This window comes from Actinoplanes flavus, assembly GCF_017592555.1.
Taxonomy (GTDB): domain Bacteria; phylum Actinomycetota; class Actinomycetes; order Mycobacteriales; family Micromonosporaceae; genus Actinoplanes; species Actinoplanes flavus.
In genome coordinates this window covers 46,160-64,413 of sequence record NZ_JAGFNS010000020.1, presented here as the reverse complement: position 1 = coordinate 64,413, position 18,254 = coordinate 46,160, and the positions used below count along the sequence as shown (strand labels likewise).

At 71.3% G+C, this 18,254-nt stretch carries 9 protein-coding genes; 7 read left to right on the top strand and 2 right to left on the bottom strand.

The features are described 5' to 3' along the window. The first annotated feature begins 326 nt into the window (after window positions 1-326). Window positions 327-4,196, top strand: coding sequence for a Pls/PosA family non-ribosomal peptide synthetase (locus tag J5X75_RS27840; RefSeq protein WP_208470468.1), 3,870 nt, complete (start codon window positions 327-329; stop codon window positions 4,194-4,196). 60 nt (window positions 4,197-4,256) lie between these two features. On the opposite strand, the gene J5X75_RS27835 is transcribed toward J5X75_RS27840, so the two are convergent. Continuing rightward, window positions 4,257-5,429: an RNA-guided endonuclease InsQ/TnpB family protein gene (locus J5X75_RS27835; RefSeq protein ID WP_208470467.1), complete on the bottom strand. Its 1,173-nt coding sequence runs from the start codon at window positions 5,427-5,429 to the stop codon at window positions 4,257-4,259. 157 nt (window positions 5,430-5,586) lie between these two features. Here J5X75_RS27835 and J5X75_RS27830 point away from each other — a divergent pair, with 157 nt between their 5' ends. The 6 genes from J5X75_RS27830 (at window position 5,587) to J5X75_RS27805 (ending at window position 16,744) form a co-directional block, all read left to right on the top strand. Then, window positions 5,587-6,915, top strand: a complete 1,329-nt coding sequence (locus J5X75_RS27830) for a M1 family metallopeptidase (protein ID WP_208470466.1) — start codon at window positions 5,587-5,589, stop codon at window positions 6,913-6,915. Between the two features lie 120 nt (window positions 6,916-7,035). Then, entirely contained in the window at window positions 7,036-7,896 is an 861-nt protein-coding gene (locus J5X75_RS27825) for a glycoside hydrolase family protein (RefSeq protein WP_238489544.1), read from the top strand. An 11-nt stretch (window positions 7,897-7,907) separates the two neighbouring features. Then, entirely contained in the window at window positions 7,908-8,927 is a 1,020-nt protein-coding gene (locus J5X75_RS27820; protein ID WP_238489542.1) for a glycoside hydrolase family 5 protein, read from the top strand. Between the two features lie 232 nt (window positions 8,928-9,159). Continuing rightward, window positions 9,160-11,052: an Hsp70 family protein gene (locus tag J5X75_RS27815; RefSeq protein ID WP_208470465.1), complete on the top strand. Its 1,893-nt coding sequence runs from the start codon at window positions 9,160-9,162 to the stop codon at window positions 11,050-11,052. Window positions 11,053-11,212: 160 nt separating this feature from the next. Then, the gene (locus J5X75_RS27810; protein WP_208470464.1) at window positions 11,213-14,377 is read left to right on the top strand and encodes a LamG-like jellyroll fold domain-containing protein; all 3,165 of its coding nucleotides are present in this window, start codon (window positions 11,213-11,215) and stop codon (window positions 14,375-14,377) included. A gap of 525 nt (window positions 14,378-14,902) precedes the next feature. Further along, a complete protein-coding gene (locus tag J5X75_RS27805; protein ID WP_208470463.1) occupies window positions 14,903-16,744 on the top strand; it encodes a rhamnogalacturonan lyase in 1,842 nt (613 codons plus the stop codon). A 38-nt stretch (window positions 16,745-16,782) separates the two neighbouring features. Here J5X75_RS27805 and J5X75_RS27800 read toward each other — a convergent pair whose 3' ends face one another. Then, window positions 16,783-18,228: a family 43 glycosylhydrolase gene (locus J5X75_RS27800; RefSeq protein WP_208470462.1), complete on the bottom strand. Its 1,446-nt coding sequence runs from the start codon at window positions 18,226-18,228 to the stop codon at window positions 16,783-16,785. Between the last annotated feature and the right edge of the window lie 26 nt (window positions 18,229-18,254).

Below are 18,254 nucleotides of genomic sequence, written 5' to 3'. Positions count from 1 at the left end.
CGCCACCGATCTCAGCCCGGCGGGCGCGGCAAAGGCCGGACCACCCGGAAAGCGCGCGCCGCACGGGCGGGACGGCCGGAACAAGGCGGGGCGAGGTCACGCGTACCGGTAGAAAGGGGTTGGGGGTGCTGGGACCTTGACCTCGAAAGCTCTACATAGGGCGTTTTCGGTACGTAACAGGGTCGTTGCCGTGTGTCAGTGGACACGTATCCGTCATTCCGGCGTCTTTCCCCGTCCCCGTCTCGTAGTTTCGAAGGCTGCCGCGGACGGTTCAGCGACAGGCGCCCGGCCGACGTCGACCCCGAGGCGGAGAGGAAGAGCGCACGGTGACCGTGACGAGCGACCCGCGACTGATCGAGCTTCCCGAGTTCACCCTGGAGCCGGAGGCCCCGGCGGTGTTCCGCTCGCGGTCCGCTCCGGTCCGGCGCACGCTGGTCGACATCCTCGACGCGACGGTCACGGCACACCCCGACGCCCCCGCGATCGACACCGGCGCCGGCACGCTGACCTACCGGCGGCTGGCCGCCGAGGTGGAGGCGCTGCGCGCCACGCTGAGCGGACACGGGATCGGCGTCGGCGACCGGGTCGGCGTCCGCATCTCCTCCGGTACGGCGGAACTGTACCTGGCCATCCTCGGTGTGCTGGCGGCCGGCGCGGCGTACGTGCCGGTGGACGCCGACGACCCGGACGAGCGCGCCGAGCTGGTCTTCGCCGAGGCGGGCGTCTGCGCCGTGCTGGGCGACGGCCTGGACGTGTCGCCGCGGGGCACCCCGCACGGGCGGCCGGGTCGGCGGGGCCCGGCCGACGACGCCTGGATCATCTTCACCTCGGGATCCACCGGCACCCCGAAGGGGGTGGCGGTCCCGCACGGCGCCGCGGCCGCGTTCGTGGACGCCGAGGCGCACCTGTTCCTCACCGGCGACGGCGCCGCGCCGCTCGGGCCGGGCGACCGCGTCCTGGCCGGCCTGTCGGTGGCCTTCGACGCGTCCTGTGAGGAGATGTGGCTCGCCTGGCGGCACGGCGCCTGCCTGGTGCCGGCCGCGCGGTCGCTGGTGCGCAGTGGCGTCGACCTGGGCCCGTGGCTGGCCGGGCAGCGCATCACGGTGGTGTCCACGGTGCCGACGCTCGCCGCGCTGTGGCCCGCCGAGGCGCTCGAGGACGTCCGGCTGCTGATCTTCGGTGGTGAGGCGTGCCCGCCGGAGCTGGCCGAGCGGCTGGCCGTCGGGGGACGCGAGCTGTGGAACACGTACGGCCCGACCGAGGCGACCGTGGTGGCCTGCGCCGCCCGGATGACCGGCGAGGGCCCGGTGCGCATCGGGCTGCCGCTGGCCGGCTGGGAGCTGGCCGTCGTCGACGAGTCCGGTGAGCCGGTCACCATGGGGCAGACCGGCGAGCTGGTGATCGGCGGTGTCGGCCTGGCCCGCTATCTCGACGCCGCCAAGGACGCCGAGAAGTTCGCGCCGCTGCCCGCCCTGGACTGGGACCGCGCCTACCGCAGCGGCGACATCGTCCGCGCCGAGCCGGACGGCCTGCTGTTCCTGGGCCGCGGCGACGAGCAGGTGAAACTCGGTGGCCGCCGGATCGAGCTGGGCGAGGTGGACGCGGCGCTGCAGGCACTGTCCGGGGTGGCCGGCGCGGCGGCCGCGGTGCGGCGGACCGCCGGCGGTAACCAGCTGCTGGTCGGCTACCTGGTGCCGCACGACGCCGCCGGTTTCGACCTGGCGGCCGCCAACCGGCGGATCCGCGAGCAGCTCCCGGCCGCGCTCGTCCCGCTGCTGGCCGTGGTGGACGGGCTGCCGACCCGCACCTCGGGCAAGGTGGACCGGGCGGCGCTGCCCTGGCCGCTGGCCGTGCCCGGCGCCGCACCGGACGCCGGGCTGACCGCGACCGAGCAGTGGCTGGCCGGCGGCTGGGAGGAGATCCTCGGGGTCCGCCCGGCCGAGCCCGGCGCCGACTTCTTCAGCAGCGGCGGCAGCAGCCTGAACGCGGCACAGCTGGTCGCCTGGATCCGGCGGGACCACCCGCGGGTGTCGGTGGCCGACGTCTACCAGAATCCGCGACTGTCCGAGATGGCGGGCGTGCTCGACGGGCTCGGCGCCGAGACCACGGTCCACCGGGCGGTGCGGCCCACGCCCCGGCGGACCGGGTTCCTCCAGGCCCTGCTCATGGTGCCGATGCTGGCGATGGTGGGGCTCCGCTGGCTCACCGTGGCCGCCGCGCTGGGCCGCGCCGTCGGGCTGCTCCCGGCGGTCTCCTGGTGGTGGATCGCGGCCGCCTGGGCGCTGCTGTTCAGCCCGCCGGGCCGGATCGTCATGGCCGCGGCCGCCGCCCGGCTGCTGCTGCGCGGCGTCGGCCCCGGCGCCTACCCGCGCGGCGGACACGTCCATCTCCGGCTGTGGGCGGCCGAACGCTTCGCCGAGCTGACCGGCGCGACCGGGGTGGCCGGGGCGGGCTGGATGATCACCTACGCGAAGGCGCTCGGCGCGCGGCTCGGCGCCGACGTCGACCTGCACTCCGCGCCGCCGGTCACCGGGCTGCTCAAGCTCGGCCGCGGCGCGGCGGTCGAGCCGGAGGTCGACCTCTCCGGCTACTGGGTCGACGGCGACGTGGTCCGGATCGGCACGGTGCGCGTCGGCGCCGGCGCCCGGGTCGGCTCCCGGAGCACTCTGATGCCCGGCGCCCGGGTCGGCAAAGGCGCGCGGATCGGCGCCGGCTCGACCGTGACCGGCGCGGTGCCGGCCGGGCAGCGCTGGGCCGGCTCCCCGGCCGTACCGGTCGCCGGTAAGGACACGACCGGCTGGCCGGAGCGGCGCCCGGAACCCTCCCGGCTCGGCGGCCCGTTCTGGGTGGCCGCCTACAGCGTCACCGCCCAGCTGCTGGGCCTGCTCCCGGTGCTCGCCGCGCTGCCCGCGCTCGCCCTGGCCGGCTGGGCGAACACCCGCGGCCCCGCGCTGCTCGCCGTCCCGGCCGCGCCGGTCGCCTACCTGGTCGCCTACGCCCTGCTCGTGCTGGCGGCGGTGCGCCTGCTCGGCATCGGCCTGCGGGAGGGGTTCCACCCGGTCCGCGGGCGCGTCGCCTGGCAGGTGTGGACCACCGAGCGCCTGATGGGGATGGCCCGGGTCGCGCTGTTCCCGATCTACTCCAGCCTGTTCACCCCGGTGTGGCTGCGCCTGCTCGGCGCGCGGGTGGGCCGGGGCGCCGAGATCTCCACGGTGCTGGCGGTCCCGGCCATGACCACCGTCGACGACCACGCGTTCCTGGCCGACGACACCATGGTCGCCACCTACCAGCTGAGCCACGGCTGGCTGCGGGTCGCCCCGGCCCGGATCGGCAAGCAGGCGTTCCTCGGCAACTCCGGGATGGCCGCGCCGGGCCGGTCGGTGCCCAAACGCGGCCTGGTCGGGGTGCTCTCGTCGGCGCCGCGCCGGGCCAAGAAGGGCTCGTCCTGGCTGGGCGCCCCGCCGATGCCGCTGCGCCGCGTCGTCGAGGCGGCCGACACCGGCCGCACCTTCGACCCGCCGCCGCGGCTGCGGCTGGCCCGCGCCGCGATCGAACTGTGCCGGGTCGTCCCGGTGATCGGCTCCGGCGCCCTGGCGATCCTGGTGCTCGCCGTGCTCACGCTGATCTGGCGGACCGCCGGAGCAGCGGTGGCCGCGCTCGCCGCCGGGCCGGTGCTGTCGGCCGCCGCGATCGTCGCGGCGCTCACCGCGTCAGCGGCGAAGTGGCTGCTGGTCGGCCGGTTCCGGGCCGGCGAGCGGGCGCTGTGGACGTCGTTCGTCTGGCGCAACGAGCTCGCCGACACGTTCGTCGAGGTGCTCGGCGCGCCCTGGCTGTTCCGGTTCGTCACCGGGACGCCGCTGCTGAACCTGTGGCTACGGACGCTCGGCGCGCGGATCGGCCGTGGTGTGTGGCTGGAGACGCTGTGGCTGCCGGAGTTCGATCTGGTCCGTCTCGGCGCCGGCGCGACCGTGAACCGGGGGTGCGTGGTGCAGACCCACCTGTTCCATGATCGGATCATGAGCATGGATGAGGTCACTCTCGGCGCGGGCGCCACCCTCGGCCCGCACGGCATCGTGCTGCCCGGCGCGAGCATCGGTGCCCGGACCACCGTGGGCCCCGGCTCGCTGGTCACCCGCGGCGACGCCGTGCCCGCCGACACCCGCTGGCTCGGCAACCCGATCGCGACCTGGGCTTGACATCTCCTTGCCCTGAAAGGGACAAGGATTCCACTGGGTCGCCCCAGAGTGTTTCCTGCTTCATCGCCGATCGCCCGCCCGGGAGGTGGTTCCCCGTTGAGGTCTCACATCAGCTCCACAGGCCGACACCGCCAGCCCGGCGGCCACCAGGTTTCGGGCCGCATTCACGTCCCGATCATGCCTGATATCGCAGCCGATGCAGGTCCACACCCGCACCGACAGATCCATCCTCCGCGCCCGCATTCCGCAGTGGGAGCAGAGCCGGGTGGACGGGTACCAGCGTGGCACCACGATCAGCGTCCGCCCGTACTCCTTGGCTTTGTATTCGAGCAGCTCACGGAACAAGCCCCAGGAGGCGTCGCTGATCGCCCGCGCGAGCGTGTGGTTTTGGAGCATGTTGCGGACGGCGAGGTCTTCGATCACGAGCGTTTGGTTTTCGCGCACGAGTCGAGTCGTCACCTGATGCCACATGTCCCGGCGCCGGTCAGCCACTTGGGCATGCACCCGCGCCACCTTCAGCCGCGCCTTCTCCCGGTTCCGGGAGCCCTTCTCCTTCCGCGCCAACTCACGCTGCGCCTGGGCCACCCGCTGGCGTGCGCGGCGTTTCTGCCGCGGGTTCTCCACCGCCTCGCCGGTGGAGAAGGTCAGCAGCCGATTCAACCCGGCGTCGATCCCCACCACCTTTTCGGCGATAGGGGCGGTGGCGGCTGGGATTTCGCACCGCAGGGAGACGAACCAGCGGCCGGCCCGGTCCTGGGACACGGTCACTGTCGACGGCACCACACCCTCGGGCAGCGGCCGCGACCACACCACAGCCAGAGGTGCGCCCATCAGCTTCGCCAGCCGCAGTTCGCCCTGCCGGTAGGTGAAGGCACTCGCGGTGAACTCCGCCGACCGCCGCGACCTCTTCCGCGACTTGAACCGCGGGAACCGGCATTCACCCTTGAAAAATTTCTGGTAGGCGGTGTCCAGATGCCGCAACGCCTGCTGCAACGGCACGCACGACACCTCGCCCAGAAACGCCAGCTCGGCGGTCGTCTTCCAGCCGGTCAACAACGCCGACGTCGCCCCGTAGCCGAGCTTCTCCTGCCGCTGCTGCCAGGCGTCACGGCGGGCCTGCAAACCCAGGTTGTACACCAACCGGACACACCCGAACGTCCGCGTCAACAGGCTGGCCTGCGCCGGGGTGGGATAGAAGCGGTACCGATACCCGCGCTCCACCACCCTGACCATCCACGCAGGATAGAACAGGCGTACGAGCGCGGTCGTGGCGGGTCGGTGTGCCGACGCCGATTCGCCGGGACGGCGAATCGGCTATCCCTGTCCTGCTCCGCAGGCAACTCCGTTTCCTCTCCGGCCTGAAGGCCGGAGTATCCACGAAAGAATTCTGATGAACCCACCGGCCACGCCGGGCGCCGACCGTTCCCCCGACCCGTACCTGCCGGAGCACGGCAACGGCGGCTACCGGGTGCTGCACTACGAACTCGACCTCGACTACCGGGTGGTGTCGAACCGGCTGGCCGGTAAGGCGATCGTCACGGCGCGGGCGGTCCAGCCGCTGTCACGGTTCAGCCTGGACCTGGCCGGGATGCGGGTCCAGGGGGTGCGCGTCGACGGCCGCCCGGCGAGCTTCGACCACCGGCGGGGCAAGCTCCGGATCAAACCGGAGCGCCCGATCGGCTACGGCGCGACCTTCAAGACCGAGATCCGGTACGGCGGGAAGCCGGTGCCGGTCTCCGGGCGGTGGGGCGACATCGGGTGGGACGAGCTGACCGACGGTGTGCTGGTGGCGAGCCAGCCGAACGGGGCGCCGTCCTGGTTCCCGTGCAACGACCGGCCGGACGACAAGGCCGGGTTCCTGGTGCGGTTGACCGTGCCGTCGCCGTACACCGTGCTGGTCACCGGCGACCTGGTGTCCCGGCGCCGCGGGGCCGGATCGACCACCTGGGTGTACGAGCGTGACGAGCCGACCGCCCCGTACCTGATGAGCGTCCAGATCGGCCGTTACGACCTGGTGGAGCTGGCCGCCGGCGGGGTGACCCAGCGGGCCGCGATCACCCCGCGGGTGCGCGCCGCCTTCCGGCACGACTTCGGCCGGCACGGCGAGATCATGACGGCTCTGGAGGGGCTGTTCGGGCCGTACCCGTTCCGCGAGTACGTCGTGGTGGTCACCGACGACGAGCTGGACGACCCGGTCGAGGCGCAGGGCATGGCCGTCTTCGGGCGCAACCACGTCGACGGGCGGCGCACCCACGAGCGGCTGGTCGTGCACGAGCTGGCCCATCAGTGGTTCGGCAACAGCCTCACGGTCGCCGACTGGCGGCACATCTGGCTCAACGAGGGCTTCGCCACGTACGCCGAGTGGTTGTGGTCCGAGGTCTCCGGCGGCGTGCCGGAACAGGTGCACGCGGCCCGATGGCACGCCTGGGCGGCGGCGCAGCCGGCGACCGTCGTCGTCGGCGACCCGGGCGTCGACCGGATGTTCGACCCGCGCGTCTACAAACGCGGCGCGCTGACCCTGCACGCCCTGCGGGTGCGGGTCGGTGAGCAGGCGTTCTTCGCACTGTTGCGCTCCTGGGTGGCCGAGCACCGGCACCGGACCGTGACGACCGCCCTGTTCAAGGCGCACGCCGCCCGGTTCACGAGTGCGCCGCTGGACGACCTGTTCACCGCGTGGCTCGACCGCCCGGCGCTGCCGCCGCCCCCGCGCCTGCTCTGACCTTCCGATCGGCACCGTTCATGTTCGGTTGTGAACGGTTCTGAGTGCCCTTGCTCGCTTCGTGGACACCTGTCATCCCGACTGAACATATTCAGTGTGCGGTCCACGAAGGGAGGAAGGATGAAACGCATTCTGATGGCGGTGACCGGCCTGGTCGCCGTCGTCCTCGGCGGCCTGGCCCTGCCCCAGCCCGCCAGCGCGGCCACGACGCTGATCTACGCCACCTTCAAGGGCGACGGGGCGGCCGACCAGGAGCTGTGGATCTACCAGTCCACCAACGGCGGCACCAGCTACAACGTCCTGTACGACACCAACTTCCGGGGCCCGACCGGGGTGCTGCGCGACCCGAGCATCATCAAGCGGGGCAGCACCTGGTTCATCGCCTACACCTGGCAGTCCTGGACGACGAACTCGACGTACTTCGCGGTGGCCCGCAGCACCGACCTGCTGAACTGGACCAACATCGCCACCGTCCCGTCCGGGATCAGCAGCACCCGGTTCACCTGGGCGCCGGAGTTCTACATCGAGGGCAGCACGGTCACCATCATCGCCAACGTGGCCCAGACGACCTGCTCCAACTGCTTCCGGCCGTACGTCTACACGGCGCAGAACAGCGACCTCACCTCGTGGAGCGGGCCGCAGCAGATGTGGGGCCTCGGCTTCAACCACATCGACGCGTACGTGGTGAAGTCCGGCAGCACCTGGCACTCCTTCGTCAAGAACGAGACCACCAAGTACATCGAGCACTGGACCAGCACCGACCGGCTCACCGGCGGCTGGATCAACCGGGGCACCCTGTGGGCCTCCGGTTACGAGGGGCCGTCCCTGGTCCGGCTGGACGACGGCCGGTGGCGCATCTACATCGACAAGTACACCAACGGCGGGATCTGGACCGCGACCAGCTCCGACCTCGACACGTGGACCGGCCTGAGCGCGGTCGGCTGCTCCGGTTGCCGCCACGGCACCGCGATTCCCCGATGATTGGACTCCCCATGACACCGTTGCGCCGGATCCTCACCCCTCTCCTGGTGACCGCCCTGACCGCGCTGGGCGCCGTCGCCGTCGGCTCGTCACCGGCGGCCGCCGCCACCAACCAGTTCCGCGGTATGAACTGGGCGGTGCTGGGCGACAACTTCAGCACCGGCCCGCTGGTCGTGCAGGGCCTCAGTTCGTCGGACAGCAACGCGACGGTCCGGGCCAAGGCCAACGCCCTGTACGACGACATGGCCGCGATCGGCGTCAACACGGTCCGGCTGCCGATCAACACGCACACCGTCGGCACAGCGTGGTGGGAGAACTACCGGGGCGCCATCGACGCCGCCACCGCCCGCGGGTTCAAGGTGATCCTCGCCTACTGGGAGGACGGCGCCGCCTCCGGTGGCCGGATCACCAACATCGCGGCCTGGAACACCATGTGGTCGAAGGTGACCTACCAATACGGCGGGAACACCAACGTCTACTTCGAGCCGATGAACGAGCCGCACGGCTACAGTTCGGCGGAGTGGCGCAACGTGGCGGCGAACTGGATGAGCTACCACTACTCGGCGGTGCCGGCCCGGACGCTGATCGGCGGCACCGGGTACAGCCAGGACCTGCGGGACGTCTGCAACGACAGCCGGTTCAGCGGCACGCTGCTCTCGTTCCACCATTACGCGTTCTTCTACAGCGCGATGACCTACGACGCCTTCCGCAGCCACATCCAGACCCGGCTCGGCAACTGCGCCTCCCGCGCCGTGGTGACCGAGTTCGGCGCCCCGATGTCCACCGGGCTCAACTACGCCGACGCGAACAGCACCGACAATTTCGTACGCCACATCCGCGCCGTCACCCAGGTCATGCGGGACAACCAGATGGGCGGCACCTACTGGCCGGCCCTGGGCGGCAAACCCACCGGCACCTCGGGTTTCGACTACTACTCGATGTTCGCCTTCAGTGGCAGCGGCACCAACCTCAACCTGGCCGTCCGCAACGCCTCCGGCCGCGACCGCATCCGCTACGGGTGGGGCCTCTGACGCTCGGAACGGACCGGCCCCCTGCCACGGCACGCGCCGCTGTGGCAGGGGGCGGTGCATGTACATCCACGGGGCCGCGACCGCCGGTCCCCCCGGCGGCCCGCCCGGTCGTGTGAAGCCCGGCACGCCGGAGATCTCCCGGGCGGCCCGGCCGTCCGCCTGACCCTATTCTGGTAGCCCCCCGGCCCGGGGGAGGCAGGTCACGCCCTCGACCGGATCCGGAGTCCTCGGGATGTATGCGCTCGGTATCGATCTGGGAACCACCTACACGGCCGCGGCCGTCTGGCGTTCCGGCCACGCCGAGATCGTCTCGCTGGGCAGCCGGTCGGCGGCCGTACCCTCGGTGGTGCTGCTGCGCGCCGACGAGACCATCCTGACCGGCGAGATCGCCAGCCGTCGTGGGCTGACCGAGCCGCACCGGGTCGCCCGCGAGTTCAAGCGGCGTCTCGGCGACCCCACGCCGATCCTGCTCGGTGGGGCACCGTACTCGGCCGAGTCGCTGATGGCCCGGATGCTGCGGGCCGTGATCGACGAGGTGTCGTCCCGCGAGGGCGGTGAGCCGAACGCGATCTGCGTCTCGCATCCGGCGAACTGGGGACCGTACAAGATCGATCTGTTGTATCAGGTGCTCCGGCTGGCCGGCATCGAGCGGCCGGTCCAGCTGATCACCGAGCCGCACGCGGCGGCGGTCTTCTACGCCCGGCAGCAGAGGCTGGAGCCGGACGCGACGGTGGCCGTCTACGACCTCGGCGGCGGCACGTTCGACGCGGCGGTGTTGCGCAAGACTCCGGACGGATTCGACCTGATCGGCAAGCCGGAGGGGATCGAGCGTCTCGGCGGCATCGACTTCGACGCCGCGATCTTCGCCCACGTCGCCGGCTCCCTCGACGGCGCGCTGGACGACCTCGACGGGGAGGATCCGGCGGTGACCGCCGCGGTCGCCCGCCTCCGCGAGGAGTGTGTGCAGGCCAAGGAGGCGCTGTCGGTGGACACCGACGTGACGATCCCGGTGCTGCTGCCGGCTCTCACCACCGAGGTCCGGCTCACTCGCGCCGAATTGGAGGCGATGGTCCGCCCGGTGCTGAGTGGCCCGACCGAGGCGTTGCGCCGGGCCGTCAGGTCGGCCGGAATCGAGCCGGCGGACCTGCACTCGGTGCTGCTGGTCGGCGGGTCGTCGCGGATTCCGCTGGTCGCGCAGATGGTGGGCGCGGAGTTCGGCCGTCCGGTGGCGGTCGACGCCCACCCCAAGCACGCGGTGGCGCTCGGCGCCGCCTGGCACGCCGGCGCCTCGATCGCCGAGGCCCAGACGGCGCTGGTGCTGCCCGAGGCCGTCGACCCGTGGGCGACCGGCGCCGCGGAGGCCGTCGCCCCGGCCTGGCCCGGTGACGCCTGGACGGCCACCGCCGAGCCCGCCCCGGAATCGTCGCGGCCGCCGGCGACCTCCGGAGCGCCGGTTCCGGAGCCGGCCGGGCCGACCGCCGCCGTCGCGTCGCCGGCCGGCCGGCCGAAGCTGTCGCGCCCCGTCGGCGCTGTTCTGGCCGCCGCCGTGGTCGCGCTACTGGCCGGCGTCGCCGGCACGGTCTGGGCGGTGGACAGGTTCGGCGGGGACGACAGGACGAAGGCCCCGGCCACCGAGGCCGGCATGCACAGCCCGCAGCACACTCCGGCCGCGGGGGCGACCGCCTCGCCGAGCGCGAGCGTTCCGGCGAGCGCGGCCGCCGCCCCGGTGCCGGCCGACGAGGCGTGCACCGATCAGATGAGGCAGAGCCCGCGCTGGGTCTGCCTTTCCCGCGCCACCATCCGGGACGGCAAGTTCGTCATCTGGTACGAGGCGGACTGGAACGGCGAGACCCCGGACACCGTGAAGGGGTTCCACCTGCACGTTTACGGCGGCGACGGGCAGAATCCCGACGAGACGACGATGGGCAGCCAGGTGACCGCGCACGGCGAGTACTACTTCGAGGACCAGCAACCCTCGGTGCGCCGGACCAGCGACGCCGACTTCGAGGCCGTCGGCGACGCCCCGAAGGTGTGCGCCCGCATCGCCAAGAGCGGACACGGGCTGGCCCGGGCCGCCGACGGCAGCTACCACACCGGGAACTGCATCCCCATCCAACGCGACTGACGAGCCGCGCGCCGGTGCCGGGCCGGGCCCCGTCGGGCTCTGCCCGGGACGGGGACGGCGAACCTCGCGCGAACATGTCCGAAGCTGTTGCCTTCTGTTGACTCACGTATGCAAATAGTTCAGTGTGTTTGCAGTGTCGTCGATCGAAGGGAAACAATCGATGCCCCGATCGCCCGGGAGAACCCTGCTCCTCGCCGTCCTGCTGGTTCTCTCCGTCCTCGCCGCGCCCGCCGCGCCCGCCTCCGCGGCGCCGCCGGTGCACGGCCTCAAGGGTGAGTACTTCCGGATGTCCGCGCCGGGCGCCCGGGACTTCGCCGAACTCGGCGGGATCCTGCTCGATGCGAACATCGACCTGCCCGGCCTGGCCGGCACGTTCGCGTCGCTGACCGGGCGCACCGAGCACACCACCGCACGCTGGACCGGAAAGATCACGGCGCCGGCCACCGGCGACTACACGTTCTCGATGATCGGCGACAACGGGTTCCGGTTCCTGATCGACGGGCGGCCGGTGATCGACCACTGGGTCGGTGACTGGGACCGCGAGCAGGTCAGCGCCCCGGTGCCGCTGGTGGCGGGGGAGGCGCACGACGTCCGCATCGAGATGTTCCAGGACGTCGGCGGCGCGAACCTGTTCCTGCGGTGGTCGGGCGCCGGGCTCGAGAGGCAGATCGTCCCGGAGAGCGCTTTCACGCCGCCGGACGGCTTCCAGGTCTTCCCGGTCGCGTTCACCGTCCAGCCGGACGGCCGCACCCTGATCGCCGACTTCGACGCGACCGTCGACGACCTCGGCACCCTCGCCCAGCACCTCAAGGTCGAGGTGGACACCACCGCCTTCCCGATCCGGAGCGTCCGCAAGCACGGCGACAGGGCGGTCGTCACCCTCACCGAGAAGATCCAGAAGGGTCAGCGGGTCCGGGTGAATTACGACGGCGGCGGTGGGCTCGTCGTCGGCGGCGAGACGGTCCCGCAGGTCATCCGCTCGGCGGTCAACACGTCCACACACCGGCTCACCACGCCGTGGGGTGACCGGGTCGACGAGCGCCATCCGCTGCCCGAATACCCGCGTCCACAGTTGATCCGCAAGGACTGGATCAACCTGAACGGGCCGTGGGAGTTCGCCGCGGCCCAGGCCGGGGAGCAGCCGGTCTTCGGCAAGGCCCTCGGCGAGCGGATCATCGTGCCCTACCCGGTCGAGTCGCTGCTGTCCGGCATCGAACGGCGCGAGGACCACATGTTCTACCGCAAGCTCGTCACCGTTCCGCGCGGCTGGACCGGCAAGCGGATCAAGCTCAACTTCGGCGCCGTCGACTACGAGGCGAAGGTGTGGGTCAACGGCACGCTGGTCGCCACGCACACCGGTGGCTACACGGCCTTCACCGCCGACATCACCGGCGCGCTCCGCAAGCACGGCCAGCAGGAGATCATCGTCGCGGTCACCGACGTGACCGGGCCGAACCAGCCGAAGGGCAAGCAGTCGCTGAACCCGGGCGGCATCGTCTACGAGCCGTCGTCCGGCATCTGGCAGACGGTCTGGATGGAGCCGGTCGCCCCGGTCGCCGTCGACGACCTGGTCGTCACCCCCGACGCCGCGACCGGGTCGGTGACCGTCCGGGTCGCCTCCGCGGCCGACGCGACGGCGGTCGTCGTGGCCCGCGACCGGAAGGGCCGGATCGCCGGTAGGGCGGTGGCGAAGACCAACACCGACGTCCACGTGAAGATCGACAAGCCGCGCCTGTGGAGCCCCGACGACCCCTACCTGTACGACCTCGACGTGCGGCTCGGCAATGACTCCGTCCGCGGCTACTTCGGCCTCCGTGACGTCGCCGTACTGAACGTCGGCGGTTTCCCGAAGCTGGTGCTGAACGGTAAGCCGATCTTCTCGCTCGCCACCCTGGACCAGGGCTTCTGGCCGGACGGCCTGTATACCCAGCCCAGTGACGCGGCCCTGCGCTTCGACCTGGCGGAGACCAAGAAGCTCGGCTTCAACGCGGTTCGCAAGCACATCAAGGTGGAGTCGGCCCGCTGGTACCGGCACGCCGACGAACTCGGCCTGCTCGTCTGGCAGGATTTCGTCTCCGCCGACATCACCAGCACGGCCGGCCGGGAGGCGTTCCTGAGCCAGGGCCGGGAGATGATGCGCCAGCTGCACGGCTTCCCGTCGATCATCGGATGGATCGTCTTCAACGAGGGCTGGGGTGAATGGGACCGCACGGCGACCGGACAGATCGCCACCGCCGTCAAGATTGACGACCCGTCCCGCATCGTCAACGCGCACAGTGGCGTCAACTGTTGCGCGTCCAAGGGTGACTCCGGCAAGGGTGACGTGATCGACCATCACGACTACGTCAACAACGATCCGCCCTACCCGGACGCCACCCGCATCGCGATGGACGGTGAACACGGCGGCTTCACCCTGCGTACTCCTGGGCACATGTGGCCGGGCCCGCCCGCCGTCATCTACAGCGGCGTCGCCGACAAGGCCGCGCTCACCGCGAAGTACGTCGACAACACCGAGCGCTTCTACCTGGAGGCGGCCGGAGCGGAGCTGTCCGGCTCCGTCTACACCCAGATCACCGACCTGGAGACCGAGCTCAACGGCCTCTGGACCTACGACCGGCGAGAGATCAAGGTCGACCCCGCGGCGGTACGGGCGGTGAACGCGAAAGTGATCGCGGCCGGGGCGGCGTCCGGTCAGGCCCGGACCTATCCCGGGCACGGCGACTGGAACCTGGACGAGGGCAGCGGCACGGCCGCCCGCGACAGCGGCGGCGACAGCCACCTGACCCTGACCGGCGACACCGCGTGGGTTCCCGGCGTGAGCGGCACGGCGCTGCGCTTCGACGGCGCCGGCGACCACGCCGACACGGCGGCGCCGGTGCTCGACACCACGAAGGACTACACGGTCGCGGCCTGGGTGACCCTCGACGAGCTGCCCGGCAACTACGCCACCGCGGTCAGCCAGGACGGCCGCCGCACCGAGAACCCCTTCTATCTCCAGTACGGGCAGGGCGCCTTCGCCTTCAGCACGCCCGGCGGCAACCGGGCCCGGCTGGTCACCACGCCCGAACTGAACCGCTGGTACCACCTGGCCGGCGTCCGGGACCACGCCACCGGCGAGATCCGCCTCTACGTCGACGGCCGGCGTGTCGCCACGGTCCCGGCCGGCCCGGACGTGGTGAGCACCGGCCCGCTGTCGGTGGGCCGGGCGAAGTACGCGGGCAACCGCACCGACTTCTGGTCCGGCTCGATCGACCGGGTGCACGCCTACGACCGGGGCCTGACCGACGAGGAGGTGGCCGCCCTCTACACGGCCGAACACGCCTGACCCGCCCCGGTCGGGAGGTCACCGCCCCTCATCCGGCCGAGGCCGCCTGACCCCGCTCCGGCGCCGGTATCGTCCTGATCCCGGCGCCGGACGTCATTCCGCCGGCAGGCCGTCCCGGAGGTCGTCGGCGTCCGGGTGCCGAGAGCATCAGCAGGTGATTCGAGCGTTTCAACCGGTCCCGCTCGCCCGCGGTCAGGGCGCATCGTCTCCTGCCGTCTCCGTGCCGTTCCGGCCGCCGGAATCGACCCGGGAGGATGCCGGGCCGGGTTGCCCGCGGCCTGCCGGACGGTGTCGGGTGACCGTGTTGAGCTGCGGCGATATCCGGGTTGCCGAGCTCGATCGGGGTCCGGCCGTGTCCAGCGCGAGGCCGGGAGTGCCGAATTCAATCGATGAGCATCGAAGCTTGACCCTCGATTGAATCGTTAACATACTCAAGAAACCGCGAGCCGCCCCGAGGCTCGCTTCGCCCGCGCTTTCCCCGAGCGCGGTCCGTGTGTCCCCGTTCCTGCACACGATGGGATCCCCATGAACCACTCTGCCCTGCCCCGAAGCGCCGTCGCACTGGCGGCCACGACCGTACTGTTGCTCGGTGGCGCCGTCCCGGTGGCCGCCGTCGAGAGCGGCCCCGTGGCGACTGCCGCGCCGTCCGCCCGTACCACTGAAGATCTTGACCGTGGTCTTGTCGCTCTGCGCACGTCGCGAGGGAACTTCCTGTCGTGGCGGCTGCTCGCGTCCGACCCGGCCGGGGTGGCGTTCAACGTCTACCGCGGATCGGTCAAGGTCAACGCCGCCCCGATCGCCGCCGGCACGAACTACACCGACGCCGGCGCCCCGGCCGGCGCCGCCTACACCGTGCGACCGGTCGTCGACGGCCGCGAGGCCGTCACCCTCGCGGCCGAGGAACCCAGCGTCGGGCTGCTGGCGGCCTACCAGGACGTGCCGATCCAGATCCCGGCCGGCGGCACCACACCGGACGGCGTGGCCTACACCTACTCGGCCAACGACGCCTCGGTGGGCGACCTCGACGGCGACGGCCAGTACGAGATCGTCCTCAAGTGGGACCCGTCGAACGCCAAGGACAACTCGCAGTCCGGCTACACCGGCAACGTGTTCATCGACGCCTACAAGCTCAACGGCACCCGGCTGTGGCGCATCGACCTGGGCCGCAACATCCGGGCGGGCGCGCACTACACCCAGTTCCAGGTGTTCGACTACGACGGCGACGGCCGGGCCGAGGTGGCCATGAAGACCGCCGACGGTACGAAGGACGGCGCCGGCGTGGTGATCGGCAGCTCGAGCGCCGACTACCGCAACTCGTCGGGCTACATCCTGTCCGGTCCCGAGTTCCTGACCGTGTTCAACGGGCAGACCGGGCGGGCCATGGCCACCGCCGACTACGTGCCCGCCCGCGGCACCGTCTCGTCGTGGGGTGACTCCTACGGCAACCGGGTCGACCGGTTCCTGGCCGGAACCGCCTACCTCAACGGGTCGTACCCGAGCATCATCATGGCCCGCGGCTACTACACCCGCAGCGTGATCGCCGCCTGGGACTTCCGCAACGGCACGCTGACCCGCAAGTGGACGTTCGACAGCAACTCGTCCACCAACGGATCCGCCTGGGCGGGGCAGGGCAACCACCAGTTGTCCATCGCCGACGTGGACGCCGACGGGCGCGACGAGATCCTGTACGGCGCCATGGCGGTCGACGACAACGGCTACGGGCTGTGGACCACCGGCCGGGGACACGGCGACGCCTACCACGTCAGCGACCTGATCCCGGGCCGCTCGGGGCAGGAGGTCTTCAAGGTGTCCGAGGACGGGTCCAAGCCGGCCATGTGGATGGCGGACGCCCGTACCGGTGCTCTGATCTGGTCCACCGCGTCGTGCGGCTGCGACAACGGCCGGGGCGTGTCCGCCGACATCTACGCCGGAAGCGCGGGCGCCGAGTCGTGGTCGTCGGCGGTGGACGGCCTGCGCAGCACCAGTGGCGCGAACATCGGCCGCAAACCGTCGTCGACGAACTTCGTGATCTGGTGGGACGGTGACGCCCAGCGGGAGCTGCTCGACCAGACCCGGATCGACAAGTACGGAACCGGCGGCGACACCCGGCTGCTGACCGCCAGTGGCGTGCACTCGAACAACGGCACCAAGGCCACCCCGTCATTGCAGGCCGACATCCTCGGTGACTGGCGGGAGGAGGTCATCTGGCCGACCACGAACAACACCGCCCTGCGGATCTACTCGACCACCGATCCGACCAGCATCTCGCGGGCCTCGCTGATGCAGGACCGGCAGTACCGGGAGGCGGTCGCCTGGCAGAACACCGCGTACAACCAGCCGCCGCACCCGAGTTTCGCGATCGGCTGAGGGGTCGCGGGGGCGGGCGACCGCCCCCGCGGTCACTTCTAGCCGAGGCGCCAGTTCTGGGCGGCCAGGCTGTTGCAGGTGTAGAGGGAGAGGCGGGCGCCGTTGGCGGCGTCCCAGTTGTAGTTGTCCAGGCAGGTGTTGCCGGCGACGTTGCGCAGCGAGAACCAGCCGCTGCCCCGGTCCAGCACGATCCACTGCTGGCTGGTGGAGCCGTTGCAGGTGTAGAGGCCGACGTCGGCGTTCAGAGCGGTGCTGGCGTTGATGTTCGACAGGCAGGTGCCGGTGTTGCGGTTGCGGATCTCGTAGTACGTACCGTTGCGGTAGGTCAGCTCGAAGTGCTGCGCCGTGCCGCCGTTGCAGTCGTAGAGACGGACCAGGGCGCCGAGCGTGGTGTCGCGGTTGTAGTTGTCGACGCACCGGTTGCTGTGCTGGCCCCGGATGCCCGGGTTGGTGACGGTGCTCGGGATCGGCTGGCCGAAGAACGGGTCGCCGTTCTCCCGCCACAGCAGCTGCTGCATGCGGGTGTGCCGGTTCGGGTCGGTCAGCGCGTCCGGCGTCGGGGTGGCGTAGTCGCGGGCGTGGTAGACCAGCATGTCGGTGACCCCGTCCTCGGCGACGGTGAAGCTGCCGTGGCCGGGGCCGTAGACGCCGTTGGCGGTCTGGAAGACCGGGTTCGGATGCTTGTACCAGGACGCCGGGTTGAGCAGGTCGGCGGTGTCCCACGAGGAGAGCAGGCCCAGCTTGTAGCGGGAGTCGGTCGCGGACGCCGAGTAGGCGATGTAGACACGGCCGTTCTTGACCAGCGGCGACGGGCCCTCCACGACGCCGGCGACGCCCTCCTTCTCCCACGCCACGGTGGGCCGGGCGATCTCCACGGCGGTCCCGGTGATCGCGGTCGGGCCGTTCATCCGGGCCAGGTACATGTGGCTGTTGAAGCTGGTGGACGGGCTGTCCTGGGCCCAGGCGAAGTAGCGGACGCCCTTGTTGACGAAGACCGCGGCGTCCAGCTGGAACGACTCCCAGCCGGTGTTGAAGCGCTGCGGGGCGCTCCACGTACCGGTCATCGGGTTGGCGCTGGTGTTGCGGATCCAGTAGAGCCGCTGGTCGAAGACGGCGGTGCTGGGCGACGCCGAGAAGTACATGTACCAGGCGCCGTCGATGTACTGGATGTCCGGCGCCCAGATCCAGCCGCTGAGGGCGCCGCTGGACGGGGCGACGAACGCGTTGGACGTCGCGGCGGTGCCGAGACCCTGGAGGGTGGTGGCACGGCGCAGCTCGACGCGCTTGTAGTCGGGCACCGACGCGGTCATGTAGTAGTAGCCGTCGGTGTGCTTGAAGATCGCGGTGTCGGCGCGCTGCGAGACGACCGGGTTCTTGACGCTGATGTATTGGGCGGACGCCGGGGAGGCGAAGCCGGCCAGCAGCACGACCGTCGCGGCCAGCGCGACGGTGAGCTTGCGACGGATGCGAGCACGAAGACCCATCGATGACTTCCTCGTAGGTGGGGGAC

Excerpts from the sequence above, each read along its gene's own strand:
- J5X75_RS27835 (WP_208470467.1), bottom strand. The coding sequence starts at position 5,429 with ATGGTCAGGGTGGTGGAGCGCGGGTATCGGTACCGCTTCTATCCCACC.
- J5X75_RS27830 (WP_208470466.1), top strand. The coding sequence starts at position 5,587 with ATGAACCCACCGGCCACGCCGGGCGCCGACCGTTCCCCCGACCCGTAC.
- J5X75_RS27825 (WP_238489544.1), top strand. The coding sequence starts at position 7,036 with ATGAAACGCATTCTGATGGCGGTGACCGGCCTGGTCGCCGTCGTCCTC.
- J5X75_RS27820 (WP_238489542.1), top strand. The coding sequence starts at position 7,908 with ATGACACCGTTGCGCCGGATCCTCACCCCTCTCCTGGTGACCGCCCTG.
- J5X75_RS27815 (WP_208470465.1), top strand. The coding sequence starts at position 9,160 with ATGTATGCGCTCGGTATCGATCTGGGAACCACCTACACGGCCGCGGCC.
- J5X75_RS27810 (WP_208470464.1), top strand. The coding sequence starts at position 11,213 with ATGCCCCGATCGCCCGGGAGAACCCTGCTCCTCGCCGTCCTGCTGGTT.
- J5X75_RS27805 (WP_208470463.1), top strand. The coding sequence starts at position 14,903 with ATGAACCACTCTGCCCTGCCCCGAAGCGCCGTCGCACTGGCGGCCACG.
- J5X75_RS27800 (WP_208470462.1), bottom strand. The coding sequence starts at position 18,228 with ATGGGTCTTCGTGCTCGCATCCGTCGCAAGCTCACCGTCGCGCTGGCC.